Below are 18,815 nucleotides of genomic sequence, written 5' to 3' on the forward strand. Positions count from 1 at the left end.
TCGACCATGTTGCAGAACATCCCCACTCACGTCATCGCTGGCCCGTTGGGTGCTGGCAAGACCAGCCTGATCAAGCACCTGTTGGCGCAGCGGCCGGCGCATGAGCGCTGGGCGGTGCTGATCAACGAGTTCGGCCAGATCGGCCTCGACGCCGCGCTGCTGACTCAGGACGCCGATGGTATCGCACTGGGCGAAGTGGCCGGGGGCTGTTTGTGTTGCGTCAATGGTGCGCCGTTCCAGATTGGCCTCGGGCGGCTGCTGCGTAAGGCGCGGCCGGATCGGTTGTTTATCGAACCTTCCGGTCTGGGGCATCCGGCGCAGTTGCTGCGCCAGTTGAGCGAGGCGCCGTGGCTCGGGGTGCTCGCGGTTCAGCCGTGTGTTTTGGTGCTGGATGCCCAGGCGATTGCGGCCGGGAAACCGCTGCCGGCGGCGCAACAGGAGGCACTGAATAGCGCGGGTTTGTTGCTGCTGAACAAGTCGGAAGGTCTCGATGATGGCGATCGCCAGCGGATCAAGGCACTGCTGCCGATGCGTCCGTTGTATTGGGCACAGCAAGCGGTTTTGCCGTTGAGCGAATTGCCGGGGCTTGAGGCTCGAGGTGTCGCGGGTGTGGATAACTTGGTCGTCCCCAAAGGCTTGGCGCAGATGCCGGCGATCTGGACTGATCCCGCGTTTCCGATTTGCTTGAGCCAGGAACAAGAGGGCGGCTGGAGTATTGGCTGGCGTTGGCATCCGAGTCAGACGTTTGATTCGGCACTTGTTAGCCAGTGGCTTGGGAGCCTTGCCTGGCGGCGCGCGAAGTTGGTTATCCACAGTGGCGACGGATGGGTTTCAGCGAATGCGGTGGATAACTCGGCGTTAGCGTGGCAGCCGAGTGAATGGCGGCAGGATTCGCGGATCGAGCTGATCTTCAGTGAGCCGCAGGATGTCGATGAGCTGCAGAATGGTTTAGCCAGGTGCCGATATGTGCGCGGTGTTTGAGGCCGTCTTCGCGAGCAAGCCCGCTCCCACAGGGAATCTACGTAGTACACGAAATGCGCGTGCGCTGAAGATCAACTGTGGGAGCGGGCTTGCTCGCGAATGGTTCTAACTGACGACATCACCCTTCAAGGACGCCACTTCGTGTGTTCCTGACGCCACTGACTCATCTCAATCACTTCCCCACGTGGCTTCACCACTTCAACCACCGGCGGCGTGTCGTCGAACGGCATCGGATAAGGCGCCAGCTCAATCTGCGCGCTGTGCGCACCGAACTGGGTAATGGTCCCGGTGTGACGCGTCTCGCCCGTCACGGTGAATTCGAAGTTGTACACCCGCGCCAAACGTCGACGGCCGTTGGCATCTTTGATAAAACCGATTTTTTTCAGCGCCACGTTGCCGTCGAGCAACTCGATTTCGAGTTTGGCGCAATGCTGCTTGACCCGCTCCAGCGCACGCTCGCGCAAGCCGTGGTTATGCCACAGCCACGCGGCGCCAGTGGCCAGCAGCATCAGCACGAAGATATTTCCGAGGGTCAGCATCAACAAAGTGCTCCAACAAGATAGTGCCAGCTTAACTGTGTCGCCGGTCTGTCGTACAGGCTGCGTTTAGTCGCATACTGCGCGGCTCGAATTTCAATCGTTTTACGGAAAACTCACCGCATGAAACGTACGCCCCATCTGCTCGCCATCCAGTCCCACGTGGTGTTCGGCCACGCTGGCAACAGCGCCGCGGTTTTCCCGATGCAGCGGGTCGGAGTGAACGTCTGGCCGCTCAACACCGTGCAGTTCTCCAACCACACGCAGTACGGGCAGTGGGCGGGTGAAATATTGCCGCCGCACCAGATTCCCGAGCTGGTGGAAGGCATCGCCGCGATTGGTGAACTGGGCAACTGCGATGCAGTACTGTCGGGTTACCTCGGCAGTGCGGCCCAAGGCCGGGCGATTCTCACAGGCGTGGCGCGGATCAAGTCGATCAACCCCAAGGCCCTGTATCTGTGTGACCCGGTGATGGGCCATCCCGAGAAGGGTTGCTGTGTGCCGGCCGAAGTCAGCGATTTCCTGCTGGAAGAAGCGGCTGCCGTGGCGGACTTCATGTGCCCGAATCAGCTGGAGCTGGACAGCTTCTCGGGGCGCAAGCCGCAGTCGCTGTTCGATTGCCTGGCCATGGCGCGAGCGCTGCTGGCGCGTGGGCCGAAGGCGGTGTTGGTCAAGCATCTGGACTATCCCGGCAAACCTGAAGAGGTTTTCGAGATGCTGCTGGTGACGGCTGAAGGCAGCTGGCATTTGCGTCGGTCGTTGTTGGCGTTTCCGCGCCAGCCGGTGGGCGTGGGTGACCTGACGTCCGGGTTGTTCCTCGCCCGCGTGCTGTTGGGTGACAGCCTGGTGGCGGCGTTCGAGTTCACGGCGGCAGCGGTGCACGAGGTGTTGCTGGAAACCCAGGCCTGCGCCAGCTATGAGCTGGAACTGGTGCGGGCGCAGGACCGGATCGCCCATCCTCGGGTGCGGTTCGAAGCGACGCCGATCAGTCTTTAAAAGCTTCGCGGGCAAGCCTCGCTCCTACAGGTCCGAGTCGCTCGCATAGTGCGTGTACGACTGAAATCCGTAGGAGCGAGGCTTGCCCGCGAAAGCGATCCAGAGACCGAACAACGCGTCAGGCGTCGCCCTTGATCTCCTGATAGCGCTTTTCCAGTTCCTGACGAATCTGCCGACGCTGCTGAGCCTGGATGAAGCGGCGCTTGTCTTCGCTGTTCTGCGGTTGCAGCGGCGGGACGGCGGCCGGTTTGCGCTGGTCATCCACCGCGACCATGGTGAAGAAGCAGCTGTTGGTGTGGCGCACCGAGCGCTCGCGAATGTTTTCGGTTACGACCTTGATACCCACCTCCATCGAGGTGTTGCCGGTGTAGTTGACCGAGGCCAGAAAGGTCACCAGCTCACCGACATGAATCGGCTCGCGGAAAATCACCTGATCCACCGACAAGGTCACTACGTAGCGACCGGCATAACGGCTGGCGCAGGCGTAGGCCACTTCGTCGAGGTACTTGAGCAGGGTGCCACCGTGGACATTGCCAGAGAAGTTGGCCATGTCGGGAGTCATCAATACCGTCATCGACAGTTGGGCGTTTCCGGGTTCCATAGCGTTCTCACGGGTCAAGGCAGGATTTCGGGAGCGCACCTCTGCGGGTGCGTAGCGGGCTTTTCAAACCAACCTATATCGGGACGCCGGGCAGGTGGCTGTCGTCACGCCCTGATCGATCTGTTTCCATATATTGCACCGCCTTTCTGTCGGAAGTCGCGGTGTTACGCTCCGAAGAGTCGATCTCAAGGAGCCCCATACCATGCATGCCATCAGTTTCATCCAGGATTTGGCAGTGATCATGTTGGTCGCGGGCGTGGTGACCGTGCTCTTTCATCGCTTCAAGCAACCGGTGGTGCTCGGCTACATCGTCGCCGGCTTCATCATCGGCCCGCACACGCCGCCGTTCGGCCTGATCCACGATGAAGAAACCATCAAGACCCTCGCTGAGCTCGGGGTGATTTTCCTGATGTTTTGCCTGGGCCTGGAGTTCAGCCTGCGCAAGCTGTTCAAGGTCGGGGCCACGGCGTTTATCGCCGCGTTCCTTGAGATCGTGCTGATGATCTGGATCGGCTACGAAATCGGTCGCTGGTTCGACTGGAACACCATGGATTCGCTGTTCCTCGGGGCGATCCTGGCGATTTCCTCGACCACCATCATCGTCAAGGCGCTCAACGACCTGAAGATGAAAAACGAGCGCTTCGCGCAGTTGATCTTCGGTGTGCTGATCGTTGAAGACATCCTCGGTATTGGCATCATTGCCTTGCTGTCGAGCATCGCGGTCAGCGGCACGGTCAGTTCCGGCGAAGTGTTCTCCACGGTCGGCAAGCTCTCGCTGTTCATGATTGTCGCGCTGGTGATCGGCATCCTGCTGGTGCCGCGATTGCTGGCCTACGTGGCCAAATTCGAAAGCAACGAGATGCTGTTGATCACCGTGCTGGGCCTGTGTTTCGGCTTCTGCCTGCTGGTGGTCAAACTCGAATACAGCATGGTCCTCGGCGCCTTCCTGATTGGCGCGATCATGGCCGAATCCCGGCAATTGCTGAAAATCGAGCGCTTGATCGAACCCGTTCGCGACCTCTTCAGTGCGATCTTCTTCGTTGCCATCGGGCTGATGCTCGATCCGTTGATCCTGCTGCAATACGCCTGGCCCATCGCGGTGATCACCGTGGCGGTGGTGCTCGGCAAGATGTTGTCCTGCGGTCTCGGCGCCTTTATCGCCGGCAATGACGGACGCACCTCACTGCGGGTGGGGATGGGGCTTTCACAGATTGGCGAATTTTCCTTCATCATCGCCGCGCTGGGCATGACCCTGCAGGTCACCAGCAACTTCCTTTATCCAGTGGCGGTGGCGGTCTCGGTGATCACCACGCTGCTGACACCGTACCTGATTCGCGCAGCCGATCCGCTGTCGATCAAGCTCGCGGCGGTCATGCCTGGGCGCCTGAGCCGCGTGTTGGGGATGTACGGCGAATGGTTGCGCAGCATTCAGCCTCAGGGCGAAGGCGCACTGCTGGCGTCGATGATCCGGCGGATTTTGTTGCAGGTGGGGGTCAATCTGGCGCTGGTGATCGCGATTTTCTTTTCGGGCGCGTTTTTCGCCGAGCGCATGTCCGAATATCTGCAAGGCTGGATCAGTGACCCGAGCTGGCAGAAAGCGTTGATCTGGGGTGGGGCGTTGCTGGTGTCGCTGCCGTTCCTGATCGCCGCCTATCGCAAGCTCAAGGCGCTATCGATGCTGTTGGCAGAGATGGGCGTGAAACCGGAGATGGCCGGCCGCCACACGCAGCGAGTGCGTCGGGTGATCGCCGAAGTGATCCCGATCCTCTCGCTGCTGGTGATTTTTCTGCTGCTGGCAGCCTTGTCGGCCAGTATTCTGCCGACCAACAAGTTGCTGGTGCTGATCGCTGTAGTCACTGCCGCCGTGGCGGCGCTGCTCTGGCGCTGGTTCATCCGCGTGCATACGCGCATGCAGGTGGCCTTGCTGGAAACCCTGGACAACCACAAGGAATCGTCCGGGCATTAAAGCCTCTGTAGCAGCTGGCGCAGCCTGCGTTCGGCTGCGCAGCAATCCTAAACCCGGAAAACCCGGTCAGCCTGGAACACCCCATTGCCCGATTTGCGGCTGCTTCGCCGCCGAACGCAGCCTTCGGCAGCTGCTACACATGGATTCGCAGGGTTCTATCAGCTTTCCAGCCAGACGTCCCGCGCCCAGTGCCATACCGATTCCCAGGTTTCTTCGGCAATCAGTTCTTCTTCGGCTTGCCACAGCACCACGGTGCCGTCTTCTTCGACCAGGTAGTAGTCGTCACCGTCCTGGCAGATCGGGATCATGCTGCGATCAACGCCAGCGTCCCAGGCGTTGGCGGCAACGTCAGGCAGGTAGGTGTGGGATTGCGGGTCGGTCACAGTGACCGGCTCCAGGCTGCCGTAGACCACGTCGCTGACGGTCAGCAAAAACTCTCTGAAGACAAACGGGATGTCGATGAACAGCTGTTCTTCGATTTCCACGATCTGATCTTCGTCGGGCAACTCCAAGGGGACCGGTACCGGTTCGTTGGCTTCACGCAGTTGTTCGATGATTTCTTCCACGTCCGGGATCCTCTTGCTGATGGCGCGGTTTAGTTGGGGCGGTTTATACAGTAGCTCGCTATAGATGCAACCGCGAAATAGAAAACCCCGGCCGAGGCCGGGGCTTTTTACAGGGATAGCATTGCGACAGGTTTAACGCGAGTCGGTTCAGCCGTTCTGGCGGATACCGGCGACCAGCCAAGGCTGGTTCTCGCCCTGTGGACGTTCCATGTTCCAGCTTTCGCTGAACACTTCGCCCTGATCGAAACGCGAGGTCTTCGACACGCCGCTGAAGGTCAGGGTGGCGATGGTCTTGTCGGCACGATCATCCACGCCGTCCAGTTGTACATGGAGGTTATCGATGTACGTGGACTGGAAACCGTCGCCCAGATCAGCACGTTCGCGCTTGAGGAACTCCAGCATTTGCGGGGTCACGAACTCGGCGATCTTGTCCATTTCGTTGGCGTCCCAGTGCTGCTGCAGGGACTGGAAATGGTTGCGGGCCGCTTCGAGGAAGTTCTGTTCATTGAACCAGGCTGGCGCGTTGATCACCGGACGAGCCGCGGCAGGTGCCGCCGAGCCGCCGAAGATCGAACCGCCGGCAGGTTGATTCTGGAACGTTTCACGCTGCATCGGCGCACCGGCCGGAGCCAGGTGGTCCTGCTGCTTGCGGCGACGGGCGGCGATGAAGCGGAAGATCAGGAACGCGATGACGGCCATGATCAGGATGTCGAAGATCTGCATGCCCTGGAAGCCACCGCCCATGAACATGGAGGCCAGCAAGCCACCGGCCGCGATACCGGCCAGAGGGCCGAGCCAGCGCGAAGCACCGCCGGCTTTGGCCGCAGCGCCAGCGGCACCGGCAGCACCCGCAGTGGCCGCAGCGCCGCCTGCGGCAGAAGAAGGCGCCATTTGGCTGGTCTGGTGGGTCGGCGCAGCGCCGGCGCTTTTACCGCCACCAAAGCGCTTGGCGTTGGCGTCGAGGCTCATCGTCAGGCCGATACACAAGGCCATGGCGATGCTAAGAAAACGTTTCATAAGGGGAATTCCCATTTGTGGATTGCACGCGAGCCATGTTGCACAGCTGAAGTGTTACTGGCTAGCGGCAGAGTGTTTCGGGCTTTTGCCTGACAGGTGATGTTCAGCTTCAGTCAGCGCAATAAGGCTTGTTACTTTGGTCCGTAGGACGAGTGGATAAGTCTTGTAGGAAAGATACCTAGCGTCGTAGCGCCAGCATGACTACACCGGCGGTAATCAAACCGATACCACCCCATTGGCGCAGGTCGAGCTTCTCGCCCAGCAGGATCACGCCAAGCACCGCCACCAACACCACGCTGAGCTTGTCTACCGGAGCGACCAGAGAGGCCGGGCCGAGTTTCAGCGCACGGAAGTAGCAGATCCATGAGGCACCGGTCGCCAGTCCTGACAGCAATAGGAACAGGTAGCTCTTGGCAGAGATCGATCCTAATGATTGATATTGGCCCGTTGCGTACAAAATCAAGGCCAGGCTGACGAGCACCACCATTGTGCGCAGAAGGGTGGCGAAGTCGGAATTGACGTTTTCGATGCCGATCTTGGCGAAGATCGCGGTCATGGCGGCGAATGCCGCCGATAACAGGGCCCAGAATGTCCAGGAAGAAAAGAAGCCTGAGCCCATGGTTTGCGCCCTTATAAGATCAACCACGACAGTTGGAATCTGTGGGAGCGAGCCTGCTCGCGAATGAAAGCGCCGCGAAGTATCTGATAAACCGCGGCGCGACTATTCGCGAGCAGGCTCGCTCCCACAGAAAAGCTGACAGCTTTAGATCGCTTCCAGCTTTGCATACCCCAACATCAACCACTTGCTGCCTTCACCGAAGTTCACCTGCACCCGAGCCTGTGCCCCGGCGCCTTCGAAGTTCAGGATCACGCCGTCGCCAAACACCGAATGCCGCACCGCCTGGCCCAGGCTGAAACCGGTGTCCGGGATTTCGCTGCCGCCGAACAAACTGCTGGAACTCTGCTGCTGACCACCGCCGAACGGGCGGCTGACGCTGTTGGACAAGCGCACTTCCTGGATCAGGCCTTTCGGCACTTCACGTACGAAACGCGACACTTTGTTGTAAGTCTCGCTGCCGTACAGGCGACGGGTTTCAGCATAGGTCATCACCAGATTCTGCATGGCGCGAGTGATACCGACGTAGGCCAGGCGGCGTTCTTCTTCAAGACGACCCGGTTCTTCCAGGCTCATCTTGTGCGGGAACAGGCCTTCTTCCATGCCCACCAGGAACACGTAAGGGAATTCCAGGCCTTTGGCGCTGTGCAGGGTCATCAACTGAATGCTGTCTTCGTGCTCGTCGGCCTGGGTGTCGCCGGCTTCCAGCGACGCATGGCCGAGGAACGCCGACAATGGCGTCAGGTCTTCGTCTTCTTCTGCGTTTTCGAAGTTGCGCGCAGCGCTGACCAGTTCCTCAAGGTTTTCTACCCGGGCCTGGCCTTTCTCGCCTTTTTCCGCTTCGTGGTAGGCAATCAGCCCGGACTGCTCGATGACGGTCTGGGTCATCAGATGCAGCGGCATGTCCATGCACTTAGCGGCGAGGTTCTCGATCAGCTCGATAAACGCCCCGAGAGCGCCGGCCGCACGACCGGTCAGGCCCTTGTTGGCCACCAGCAGGCGCATGGCTTCCCACATCGACACATCGCTATGACGGGCATGGTCGCGAATCGCTTCGACAGTTTTCTCGCCGATGCCACGGGCCGGCACGTTGATCACGCGCTCGAGTGCCGCATCGTTGCCACGGCCTTCCAGCAAGCGCAGGTAAGCCATGGCGTTCTTGATTTCCGCCCGCTCGAAGAAGCGCTGACCGCCATAGATGCGGTACGGAATGCGCTCGCGCAGCAGGGCTTCTTCCAAAACGCGGGATTGGGCGTTGGAACGGTACAAAATCGCGATATCGCTGCGGGCCAAGCCGGTTTTCAGCGCGCTTTCGATGGTTTCCACCACATAACGCGCTTCGTCGTGTTCGTTGAACGCGGCGTACAGATTGATCGCTTCGCCTTCGCCGCCGTCGGTCCACAGCTCTTTGCCCATGCGCCCGGTGTTGTTGGCAATCAGGGCGTTGGCAGCCTTGAGGATGCCGGCGGTAGAGCGGTAGTTCTGCTCCAGACGAATAGTCTCGGCATCCGGGAAGTCGTCGGAGTACTGATAGATGTTCTCGATTTTCGCGCCGCGCCAGCCGTAGATCGACTGGTCGTCGTCGCCGACCACCATCAGGCTGTCGCCGCCCTTGGCCAGCAGACGCAACCAGGCGTACTGCACGGCGTTGGTGTCCTGGAACTCGTCCACCAGAATATGGCGGAAGCGCTTCTGATAGTGCGCCAGCAAACCCGGGTGATCGCGCCACAGGTCGAGGGCGCGCAGCAGCAGTTCGGAGAAGTCGATGACGCCCGCGCGCAGGCATGCCGCCTCATAGGCTTCATAAATGCTGCGCATGGTCGCCAGGAACAAGTCGCCGCTGGCCTGAATGTGTTGCGGACGCAGACCTTCGTCTTTCTGCCCGTTGATGAACCACTGGGCCTGACGCGCCGGCCAGCGTTGCTCGTCCAGGCCCAGCTCGCGGATCACCCGCTTGACCAGGCGTTGCTGGTCGTCGCTGTCGAGAATCTGGAAGGTCTGGCTCAGCCCGGCTTCCTGCCAGTGCGCCCGCAGCAAGCGGTGCGCCAGGCCGTGGAAGGTGCCGACCCACATGCCGGCAGGGTTCAACCCCATCAACTGCTCGATGCGATGACGCATCTCCGCAGCGGCCTTGTTGGTAAAGGTCACCGACAGGATGGAGTGGGGCGAGGCGTTCTCGACCTGGATCAACCAGGCGATACGGTGCACCAACACTCGGGTTTTACCGGAACCAGCACCGGCCAGGACCAACTGACGACCCACGGAGGCAGCTACGGCCTGGCGTTGGGCATCGTTGAGGGAGTTCAGCAGAAGGGAGAGATCATCGCGCATCGGGGCATTCTAGGGGGCGGCGCCACACCGGGCAAACCCCGCTTTGATTTAGCCGATGAAAGATCTGCGGAGGACGACCGGTCGGTCACTGGCTGCAAGCGGCGGCGGGGCTCGCTTGGAGGCTTTTATATCGGTGCCGGCGGTCGATACTTTGGTCTACTTTGTGATCTGGGGCAGTTTGGTCCCGGCCCTTGCTTGTGTATGCTCCGTGCACAATTCGGGCTCACCACGCTCATTATAAGAACAAGAATATTGACTATGACCCTCAGCTCCGACCTGTCGGGCCCTTCTGTGGAGCCCCGGGTTATCCGCAAACAGTACGCCATGGAAATGGCGGTCGAACGCACACGCCTGCTGTACCAGGGCTCGTTGTTGCCGACGCTGTTCATGCTGATCAATGGCCTGGTCTGCGCCGGCCTGCTCTGGAGCCCGCAGCGCTACTTCCTGGTCAGCGTCTGGCTGGTCTGGTTGTTGTCACTGGTGGCGCTACGCGTGATTCAAGTGGCAGCCTTCGATTCGGCGATCCCCAATCGCCAGGCCCATCCGATCTGGATCCGCATGTTTCTGCTGGGCTCGGCCATGACCGGCCTGACCCTCGCTGGCGCCGGCATCGCGCTGGTCCCCGCCGATACTTTCATCCAGCAAGCCTGGGTCTTCGGCCTGATCGGCGCCGCAGCGCTCTCGGCCAGCGTGGCCTACGCGGTCAGCCTGCCGGCATTTCTCTCCTTTACTTTGCCCTGTCTGTTGCCGGCCATCGGCTATATGTTTTGGGGTGGCGACGAACAGCAGCAAGGTTGGGGCTGGTTCGGCCTGATCCTGCTGGGCGCGTTGAGCGTGGTGGCCTGGCAGGTCAATCGGTTGATTGATCGCGGCTTGCTGCGACGCTTCCAGAACCAGGCGCTGATCGAGCATTTGCAGCTTGCCCAGACCAAGAGTGACCAGCTCAATTACGAACTGGCCAAGGAAATCGACCAGCGCCGCCATGCGGAAGAAGAGCTGCGCGAAGCCCAGGTCGAACTGGAAAATCGCGTGGCCGAGCGCAGTCAGGAACTGAGCGCCGCCACCCAGGCCCTGAGCAAGAGTGAAGCGCGCCTGGCGCTGGCGTTGAAGGCCAGCGAATTGGGGCTTTGGGACTGGAACCTGCAAACCGATGAGGTCCATCACACCCAGATCCAGGAGTTGTTCGGCCTGGCGCCGGAGTATGTGACGGCCATGCTCAGTCACCTGCGGCCGCGCCTGCATCCGGACGACGTGCCGTCTCTCAAGCGCGCGCTGGTCGAGCACTTGAAGGGCCGCAGCGAGGATTACCAGATCGAATACCGTGTACGGCATGGCGATGGCCACTGGGTCTGGATCGAAGACCGTGGCCGCGCCGTGGAGCGCAGTGAAAGTGGCCGGGTGATTCGCATGGTCGGCACCCGCCGCGACATAAGCGCCAGCAAAGGCCAGGAAGAACAGCGACAACTGGCGGCCACCGTGTTCGAAGCCGCCAGCGAAGGCATCGTGATTTTCGACCCGGATTACGCGCTGATTGCGGTCAACCAAGCCTTCAGCCGGGTGACGGGCTACGATATCGAGGACATGCTCGGGCGCAACGTTGTGGAGTTGCCGTGCAGTCGCGATGCCCGCCGGCACTATGGGGCGATTCATCAATCCCTCGAGCAGCACGGCAGTTGGCAAGGCGAACTGGTGGAAACCCGCAAGAACGGCGAGCTTTACCCGCAGTGGCTGCAACTCAACGCTGTGCGCGATTCTCGGGGAAATGTGAGCCACATTGTGGGCTTCTTCGCCGATCTTTCCGCACGGCGCGAATCTGAAGAACGCATGCGCTACCTGACGCATTACGATGAACTCACGGGCCTGGCCAACCGTTCACTGTTCCGCGAACGACTGCGCGAAGCCCATCAACGGGTTCGGCAGGGCGGGCGGCGCAGTCTGGCGTTGCTGCACATCAACCTCGATCGTTTCAAGCTGCTCAACGACAGCCTTGGGCATGAAATCGCCGATCAGTTATTGCAGAAAATGGCCCGGCGGCTGGTCAACGCCTTGCCCGAGGCGGACACCATTGCACGGCTGTCCGGGGATGAATTCGCAGTGTTGTTCGATGCTTACGGCAACCTGTCGAGCCTGGCGAGAGTGGCGACACGCCTGTCGACCAAGCTGCGCTTGCCGGTGACGGTGGATGGCCATGAATTGGTGGTCAGCGCGTCCATGGGCATCAGCCTGTTGCCGGACAATGCACGGGAAATTTCCGCGCTGGTCAGCCAATCGAACATGGCCATGCAGCACGCCAAACACTTGGGCGGGAATAATTTCCAGTTCTATACCGAGAGCCTGCAAGCCAGCACCCTTGAGCGTTTGCAGCTGGAAAACCAGCTGCGCAAAGCCATCGAAGAAAAGCAGCTGAAAGTTTTTTACCAACCGAAACTGTGCCTCGACACCGGCCGTCTGAATGCTGCCGAAGCCTTGGTGCGCTGGGACCATCCGAGCATGGGCCGGGTACCGCCGAACGATTTCATTGGCTTGGCCGAGGAAACCGGGCTGATCGGCCCGATCGGCGAATTCGTGTTGCGCCAGGCCTGCTGGCAGGCTTGCGAATGGCAGCGCCAAGGGCTGGCGCCGATCCGGGTTTCGGTCAACCTCTCGGTGCATCAATTGCGCCAGGGCAAACTGGTCAGTCTGGTGCGTCAGGTGCTGGAAGAAACCGGTCTGGCGCCGCATTTCCTGGAACTGGAACTCACCGAAAGCCAACTGCTGGACAGCGTCGAACACATCATCGCGACGTTCCAGCAACTGCGCGACCTGGGCGTGAAACTGGCGATCGACGATTTTGGCACCGGGTATTCGTCTCTGAGTTACCTCAAGCGCATTCCGGTGGATTACGTGAAAATCGACCAGGCGTTTATCCGTGGCTTGGGGGAGGGCAGCGAAGATGCGGCGATTACCCGGGCGATCATCGCCATGGCGCATGGCTTGTCGCTGAAAGTCGTGGCCGAAGGTGTGGAGCGGGAAGAGCAGCTGGCGTTTTTGAAAGGCGAACGCTGTGATGAAGTGCAGGGATATTTGATCAGTCGTCCAGTGGAAGCGGTGGATCTGGCCGAGTTGTTGCGCAACGACGCAAATCCTTTGTAGCAGCTGCCGAAGGCTGCGTTCGGCTGCGCAGCAGTCGTGAATAGGCGTTATGCGGTTTAACAGGAAAATTTGGTATTCAGGTTTCACGACTGCTTAGCAGCCGAACGCAGGCTGCGCCAGCTGCTACAAAGGCCAAAGGTGCTACATGGAGCGCATAACGCGTGGAATGGGGATATCGAGTTACGCATTGAGCAGGCAAAAAGCCGATTCATGTAGTATAACTACAAGCGTGCTACATCCCCGGCAACTGCCAATAACAAAGAGTCGAACCCTTTGAATCTGCTGCAACACATCGCCCAGTCACGCCACCTGTTACGCAAGTCGGAGCTCAAGGTCGCTGACCATGTGCTGCTTGATCCTGCGGCGGTGATGCACAGTTCCATGGCCGACCTGGCCCACAGCGTGGGGATCAGCGAGCCGACCATCGTGCGGTTTTGCCGCGCCATCGGTTGCTCCGGTTTCCAGGATTTGAAGCTGAAGCTGGCGCAGAGCCTGGCGGCCGGTGCGAGTTTCGGGCAGTTCGCGATTCATGAAGACGATTCGGTCGCTGACTACAGCCTGAAAATCTTCGACACCACGTTGCACACCCTGATGGAGGTTCGCGAGAAGCTCGATCCGGTGGAGTTGCAGCGGGCGGTCTCGCTGATGTCTCAGGCGCAGCGGGTCGAGTTCTATGGCTTCGGCGCGTCGGGCGCAGTGGCGGCGGATGCGCAGCACAAGTTCTTTCGCTTGCTGCTGACGGCGGCGGCGTATTCCGACCCGCACATGCAGGCAATGTCGGCGGTGACGCTGAAGCCGACCGATGTGGCGATCTGCATTTCCCAGTCCGGGCGCTCCAAGGATTTGTTGATCACCGCGAATCTGGTCCGTGAAAGCGGCGCCTCGCTGATCACCTTGTGCCCGAGCCAGACGCCGTTGGCCGAGTTGTCGACCGTCAATCTGGCGATCGATGTGCACGAAGACACTGAAATCTATACACCGCTGACCTCGCGAATCGCCCACCTGGTGGTGATCGACGTGTTGGCGATGGGCGTGGCGATGGCCCGTGGGCCGAGCCTGGTCAACCACCTCAAGAGCGTCAAGCGCAGCCTGCGCAGCTTGCGGCTGTCGCCCAAATCGGTGAAAGCGCTGGACGACTGACGTCGTCGTAAGGTCGTTCCGACCTTAATCGCGAGCAGGCTCGCTCCCACATTTGACCGAGTTGTCCTGACGGACGCGGTTCCCCTGTAGGAGCGAGGCTTGCCCGCGAAGGCGTCCTCAAACTCACCACATAAATTTGGTGAGTTTCATCTCACTGTCATCCCCCCGCCGCCAAACCGTCATCCCCAGCGTTCATCGTGTAACTCCCGTACTCGCCTTGGGAGACCCGAAATGGCCCAGCCCTACGAAGAACGCAACAGCGCCCTCAGAACCCGTCGCCAGCAAGAAGACCAGCGCCGCATGGAATTCCGCCGCGCTATCGAAGATCGCTGCGAACGCCGCCAGCTTCTGGCCGAGATCGGTGATTTCCCCGAGGATCTGGAACTCAACTACTGGCAGGCAGCACCGGCAACTTCCCGTCGAAACGCTCAACCAGCGCGCTGATCTGCACCCGTTCGCTGCGGATAAACGCAAGGAACGCGTGCGCTACCGGTGACAGGCGTTTTGCCTTGGCCTGCACCAGGCACCAGCTGCGATACAACGGCAGCTCTTCGACCGGCAGCTCAATGAGTGCGCCGGTCGCCAACTCAAGGTTCAGGGCGTGGCGCGTCAACAAGGCCAGGCCCAGACCCGCCAGCACACACTCACGCTGGGCTTCTGCCGACGCGACCTCCTGGGTCTGGGTGAAGTGCACACGCTTCTCTTTGAAATACTCTTCGCAAGCCATCCGCGTGCCTGATCCCGGCTCGCGCATCAACAGTGTATAAGGCTCCAGATCCTGCAAACGCAGCGGCCCCATGTGGCACAGCGGATGATTCGGCGGCGCCACGGCGACGATCGGGTTGTTGAGGAACGGCAGGAATTCCAGGCCCATGTCCTGCGGCACCATCGACATGATCACCAGATCATCGCGGTTGTCCGACAGGCGCCGGATCACCTGGCCACGGTTGACCACGGTCAGGTGCAGGTTCACTTCCGGGTGCTGGCGCTTGAACGCGGCAAACAGATGCGGCACGAAATACTTGGCGCTGGATTCCACCGCCAGTTTCAGTTGGCCCTGCAAAGATCCCTGCATGTCCGACAACTGCATGTCGAGGTTTTCCAGGCGCCCGAAAATGTCTCGGCTGGCGCGTTGAAGGGCTTCCGCTGCCTCGGTCATGTAGAGCTTTTTGCCGACGTAATCGAACAAGGGCTGACCAATCAGCTCCTCGAGTTGACGAATCTGTAGGCTCACGGCAGGTTGTGTGAGGGACATTTCGTCAGCCGCGCGGCTGTAGGACCGCAAATCACAGACTTCATTGAAAATCTGCAATTGACGCAATGTCATACGCATCAATGACTTACGCATTTTTGGCGGGCTCCGGCTACAGGCTGATACGCCAACTATAAGTCTTTACTTATGCCTGACCCAATTATTAATCATTTTTGTTAATCCCTTGTGGGGGCTAGTGTGGGGCTGCGACTAAATCGAAACATTTAGTCACGCGTCGACCTGGTCTAGCAGGTCGTGGGTACCACCGGCTCAAGGGAACCTCCAAGTGATAACAAAGATCCTGATCGCCAACCGTGGTGAGATTGCCGTACGAATCGTGCGTGCCTGCGCCGAGATGGGCATTCGCTCGGTCGCGATCTATTCCGACGCCGACCGCCATGCCTTGCATGTGAAGCGTGCGGACGAGGCCCACAGCATTGGTGCCGAGCCACTGGCCGGTTACTTGAATGCGCGCAAACTGGTGAATCTGGCCGTGGAAACCGGTTGTGATGCATTGCATCCCGGCTACGGATTCCTCTCGGAAAACGCTGAACTGGCCGACATCTGCGCCGAGCGCGGCATCAAATTCATTGGTCCATCGGCTGAAGTTATTCGCCGCATGGGCGACAAGACTGAAGCACGTCGCAGCATGATCAAGGCCGGCGTGCCGGTCACGCCGGGCACCGAAGGCAACGTTGCGGACATCGCCGAAGCTTTGGTCGAGGGTGACCGTATCGGTTACCCAGTCATGCTCAAGGCAACTTCCGGTGGTGGTGGTCGTGGTATCCGTCGCTGCGACAGCCGCGAAGAACTCGAACAAGCGTTCCCACGGGTTATTTCCGAAGCGACCAAGGCCTTCGGTTCGGCGGAAGTGTTCCTGGAAAAATGCATCGTCAACCCGAAACACATCGAAGCGCAGATCCTCGGCGACAGCTTTGGCAACGTGGTGCACCTGTTTGAACGAGATTGCTCGATCCAGCGCCGCAACCAGAAGCTGATCGAGATCGCCCCGAGCCCACAACTGACCCCGGAACAGCGCGCCTACATCGGCGACTTGTCGGTGCGCGCAGCCAAGGCCGTGGGTTACGAGAACGCCGGCACCGTGGAGTTCCTGCTCGCCGAGGGCGAGGTGTACTTCATGGAAATGAACACCCGGGTGCAGGTGGAACACACCATCACCGAAGAAATCACCGGCATCGACATCGTGCGTGAGCAGATCCGCATCGCGTCCGGCCTGCCGCTTTCGGTGAAACAGGAAGACATCCAGCACCGCGGTTTCGCGCTGCAATTCCGGATCAACGCCGAAGACCCGAAAAACAACTTCCTGCCGAGCTTCGGCAAGATCACCCGTTACTACGCGCCCGGCGGTCCTGGCGTGCGTACCGACACAGCGATCTACACCGGCTACACCATTCCGCCGTTCTACGACTCCATGTGCCTGAAGCTGGTGGTGTGGGCGTTGACCTGGGAAGAGGCGATGGACCGTGGCTTGCGCGCCCTCGACGACATGCGTCTGCAAGGGGTCAAGACCACCGCCGCGTACTACCAGGAAATCCTGCGTAACCCGGAATTCCGTAGCGGCCAGTTCAATACCAGCTTCGTTGAAAGCCACCCTGAACTGACCAACTACTCGATCAAGCGCAAACCCGAAGAGCTGGCCCTGGCCATCGCCGCCGCCATCGCCGCCCACGCAGGCCTGTGAGGAATAAAACAATGTCCAAGAAAATCCACGTAACCGACACAATCCTGCGCGACGCCCACCAATCGCTGCTCGCCACCCGCATGCGCACCGAAGACATGCTGCCGATCTGCGACAAGCTCGACAAAGTCGGCTACTGGTCGCTGGAATGCTGGGGCGGCGCGACCTTCGACGCCTGCGTACGTTTCCTGAAAGAAGACCCGTGGGAGCGTCTGCGCCAACTGCGCGCGGCGTTGCCTAACACGCGTCTGCAAATGCTCCTGCGTGGCCAGAACCTGCTGGGCTATCGGCATTACAGCGACGACGTGGTCAAAGCCTTCGTCGCTAAAGCTGCGGTCAACGGCATCGACGTGTTCCGCATCTTCGACGCCATGAACGACGTACGTAACCTGCGCGTGGCCATCGAAGCCGTGAAAGCTGCTGGCAAACATGCCCAGGGTACCATTGCCTACACCACCAGCCCGGTGCACACCATCGACGCGTTCGTGGCCCAGGCCAAACAAATGGAAGCCATGGGTTGCGACTCGGTGGCGATCAAGGACATGGCTGGCCTGCTGACCCCGTACGCCACTGGCGAACTGGTTCGGGCGTTGAAAAGCGAGCAGTCGCTGCCTGTGTTCATTCACTCGCACGACACCGCTGGCCTGGCCACCATGTGCCAACTCAAGGCCATTGAAAACGGCGCCGATCACATCGACACCGCAATCTCCAGCTTCGCCTCGGGTACCAGCCACCCGGGCACCGAGTCGATGGTCGCTGCCCTTAAAGGCACCGAATTCGATACTGGCCTGAACCTGGAATTGCTGCAAGAGATCGGCCTGTACTTCTACGCCGTGCGCAAGAAGTACCACCAGTTCGAAAGCGAATTCACCGCCGTCGACACCCGTGTGCAAGTCAACCAGGTGCCGGGCGGGATGATCTCCAACCTGGCTAACCAGTTGAAAGAGCAGGGCGCCCTGAACCGCATGGCGGAAGTGCTGGCCGAAATCCCGCGGGTGCGTGAAGACCTCGGCTTCCCGCCGCTGGTGACTCCGACCTCGCAAATCGTCGGCACCCAGGCGTTCTTCAACGTGTTGGCCGGCGAGCGCTACAAGACCATCACCAACGAAGTGAAGCTCTATCTGCAGGGTGGCTACGGCAAGGCGCCGGGCACCGTGAACGAGAAACTGCGTCGCCAGGCCATCGGCAGCGAAGACGTGATCGACGTTCGCCCGGCCGACTTGCTCAAGCCGGAAATGACCAAGCTGCGTGCCGAAATCGGCGCCGTGGCCAAGTCGGAAGAAGACGTGCTGACCTACGCCATGTTCCCGGACATCGGCCGCAAGTTCCTCGAAGAACGCAACGCCGGCACCCTGACCCCTGAAGTGCTGTTGCCGATTCCTGAAGCAGGCGGTGTGGCTTCTGCCGGTGGCGAAGGCGTACCGACCGAGTTCGTCATCGACGTCCACGGTGAAACCTACCGCGTCGACATCACCGGTGTCGGCGTCAAGGCCGAAGGCAAGCGTCACTTCTACCTGTCCATCGACGGCATGCCGGAAGAAGTGGTGTTCGAACCGCTCAACGAATTCGTCAGCGGCGGCAGCAGCAAACGCAAACAAGCCACGGCACCGGGCCACGTCAGCACCACCATGCCGGGCAACATCGTTGATGTGCTGGTCAAGGAAGGCGACACCGTGAAAGCCGGCCAAGCCGTGCTGATCACCGAAGCGATGAAGATGGAAACCGAAGTCCAGGCTGCCATCGCCGGTAAAGTCACCGCCATCCATGTAGCCAAGGGTGATCGGGTGAATCCGGGCGAAATTCTGATCGAGATCGAAGGCTGAGTTAACAGCCTCGATACACCGCTTTAAACCTCGGGGGGGCATGTGCTCCCCTTTTTTTTGCCCGTCGTTTTGGGGCCACCACATACCTTTGTAGGAGCGAGGCTTGCCCGCGAAGAGGCCAGAACATTCAACATTTGTGTTTGTTGACACACCGCCTTC

The 18,815-nt window shown here is 60.1% G+C and carries 15 protein-coding genes; 8 read left to right on the forward strand and 7 right to left on the reverse strand.

From position 1 onward, the window contains the following. Positions 1–6: 6 nt before the first annotated feature. Positions 7–981, forward strand: coding sequence for a CobW family GTP-binding protein (locus ACIOYV_RS16865; RefSeq protein WP_401325343.1), 975 nt, complete (start codon positions 7–9; stop codon positions 979–981). 125 nt (positions 982–1,106) lie between these two features. Here ACIOYV_RS16865 and ACIOYV_RS16870 read toward each other — a convergent pair whose 3' ends face one another. Next, complete coding sequence (locus ACIOYV_RS16870; protein WP_054048264.1) at positions 1,107–1,520, reverse strand: DUF3301 domain-containing protein; 414 nt, start codon at positions 1,518–1,520, stop codon at positions 1,107–1,109. A 120-nt stretch (positions 1,521–1,640) separates the two neighbouring features. On the opposite strand from ACIOYV_RS16870, the gene pdxY reads away from it, so the two are divergent. Then, positions 1,641–2,513, forward strand: coding sequence for a pyridoxal kinase PdxY (gene pdxY, locus ACIOYV_RS16875; protein WP_401325348.1), 873 nt, complete (start codon positions 1,641–1,643; stop codon positions 2,511–2,513). Positions 2,514–2,631: 118 nt separating this feature from the next. Here the strand turns inward: pdxY and ACIOYV_RS16880 are convergent, their stop codons facing one another. Next, positions 2,632–3,114, reverse strand: a complete 483-nt coding sequence (locus tag ACIOYV_RS16880) for an acyl-CoA thioesterase (protein ID WP_094469908.1) — start codon at positions 3,112–3,114, stop codon at positions 2,632–2,634. Between the two features lie 202 nt (positions 3,115–3,316). Between ACIOYV_RS16880 and ACIOYV_RS16885 the strand changes: the two genes are divergently transcribed. Beyond that, positions 3,317–5,080 (forward strand): cation:proton antiporter, encoded by a 1,764-nt coding sequence (locus ACIOYV_RS16885; protein WP_054048270.1) that lies wholly within the window; start codon positions 3,317–3,319, stop codon positions 5,078–5,080. Between the two features lie 158 nt (positions 5,081–5,238). Here the strand turns inward: ACIOYV_RS16885 and ACIOYV_RS16890 are convergent, their stop codons facing one another. The 4 genes from ACIOYV_RS16890 to uvrD form a co-directional block, all read right to left on the reverse strand. After that, entirely contained in the window at positions 5,239–5,646 is a 408-nt protein-coding gene (locus ACIOYV_RS16890) for an SMI1/KNR4 family protein (RefSeq protein WP_007943369.1), read from the reverse strand. A gap of 147 nt (positions 5,647–5,793) precedes the next feature. Continuing rightward, complete coding sequence (locus ACIOYV_RS16895) at positions 5,794–6,663, reverse strand: Tim44 domain-containing protein (RefSeq protein ID WP_401325352.1); 870 nt, start codon at positions 6,661–6,663, stop codon at positions 5,794–5,796. Positions 6,664–6,841: 178 nt separating this feature from the next. After that, on the reverse strand, positions 6,842–7,282 hold the full coding sequence (locus ACIOYV_RS16900; protein ID WP_054617085.1) for an EamA family transporter: 441 nt from the start codon (positions 7,280–7,282) through the stop codon (positions 6,842–6,844). A 144-nt stretch (positions 7,283–7,426) separates the two neighbouring features. Further along, a complete protein-coding gene (gene uvrD / locus ACIOYV_RS16905) occupies positions 7,427–9,610 on the reverse strand; it encodes a DNA helicase II (RefSeq protein ID WP_054048276.1) in 2,184 nt (727 codons plus the stop codon). A 258-nt stretch (positions 9,611–9,868) separates the two neighbouring features. On the opposite strand from uvrD, the gene ACIOYV_RS16910 reads away from it, so the two are divergent. From ACIOYV_RS16910 to ACIOYV_RS16920, 3 genes are all read left to right on the forward strand, one after another. Continuing rightward, a complete protein-coding gene (locus ACIOYV_RS16910; RefSeq protein ID WP_401325356.1) occupies positions 9,869–12,742 on the forward strand; it encodes an EAL domain-containing protein in 2,874 nt (957 codons plus the stop codon). A 273-nt stretch (positions 12,743–13,015) separates the two neighbouring features. Next, complete coding sequence (gene hexR, locus ACIOYV_RS16915) at positions 13,016–13,882, forward strand: transcriptional regulator HexR (RefSeq protein WP_008027445.1); 867 nt, start codon at positions 13,016–13,018, stop codon at positions 13,880–13,882. A gap of 231 nt (positions 13,883–14,113) precedes the next feature. Further along, on the forward strand, positions 14,114–14,326 hold the full coding sequence (locus ACIOYV_RS16920) for a PA3496 family putative envelope integrity protein (protein ID WP_082356652.1): 213 nt from the start codon (positions 14,114–14,116) through the stop codon (positions 14,324–14,326). Here the strand turns inward: ACIOYV_RS16920 and ACIOYV_RS16925 are convergent. Then, positions 14,268–15,230 (reverse strand): LysR family transcriptional regulator, encoded by a 963-nt coding sequence (locus ACIOYV_RS16925; protein ID WP_163910588.1) that lies wholly within the window; start codon positions 15,228–15,230, stop codon positions 14,268–14,270. The two genes, ACIOYV_RS16920 and ACIOYV_RS16925, sit on opposite strands and share 59 nt — an antisense overlap. Positions 15,231–15,420: 190 nt before the next feature. On the opposite strand from ACIOYV_RS16925, the gene ACIOYV_RS16930 reads away from it, so the two are divergent. Together ACIOYV_RS16930 and oadA are read left to right on the forward strand one after the other, a co-directional pair. Then, the gene (locus ACIOYV_RS16930) at positions 15,421–16,836 is read left to right on the forward strand and encodes an acetyl-CoA carboxylase biotin carboxylase subunit (protein WP_008030739.1); all 1,416 of its coding nucleotides are present in this window, start codon (positions 15,421–15,423) and stop codon (positions 16,834–16,836) included. Between the two features lie 11 nt (positions 16,837–16,847). Further along, complete coding sequence (gene oadA / locus ACIOYV_RS16935) at positions 16,848–18,656, forward strand: sodium-extruding oxaloacetate decarboxylase subunit alpha (RefSeq protein WP_265041946.1); 1,809 nt, start codon at positions 16,848–16,850, stop codon at positions 18,654–18,656. Positions 18,657–18,815: the final 159 nt, after the last annotated feature.

The sequence above is a fragment of the Pseudomonas sp. NPDC087342 genome (assembly GCF_044744265.1).
GTDB lineage: Bacteria > Pseudomonadota > Gammaproteobacteria > Pseudomonadales > Pseudomonadaceae > Aquipseudomonas > Aquipseudomonas nunensis.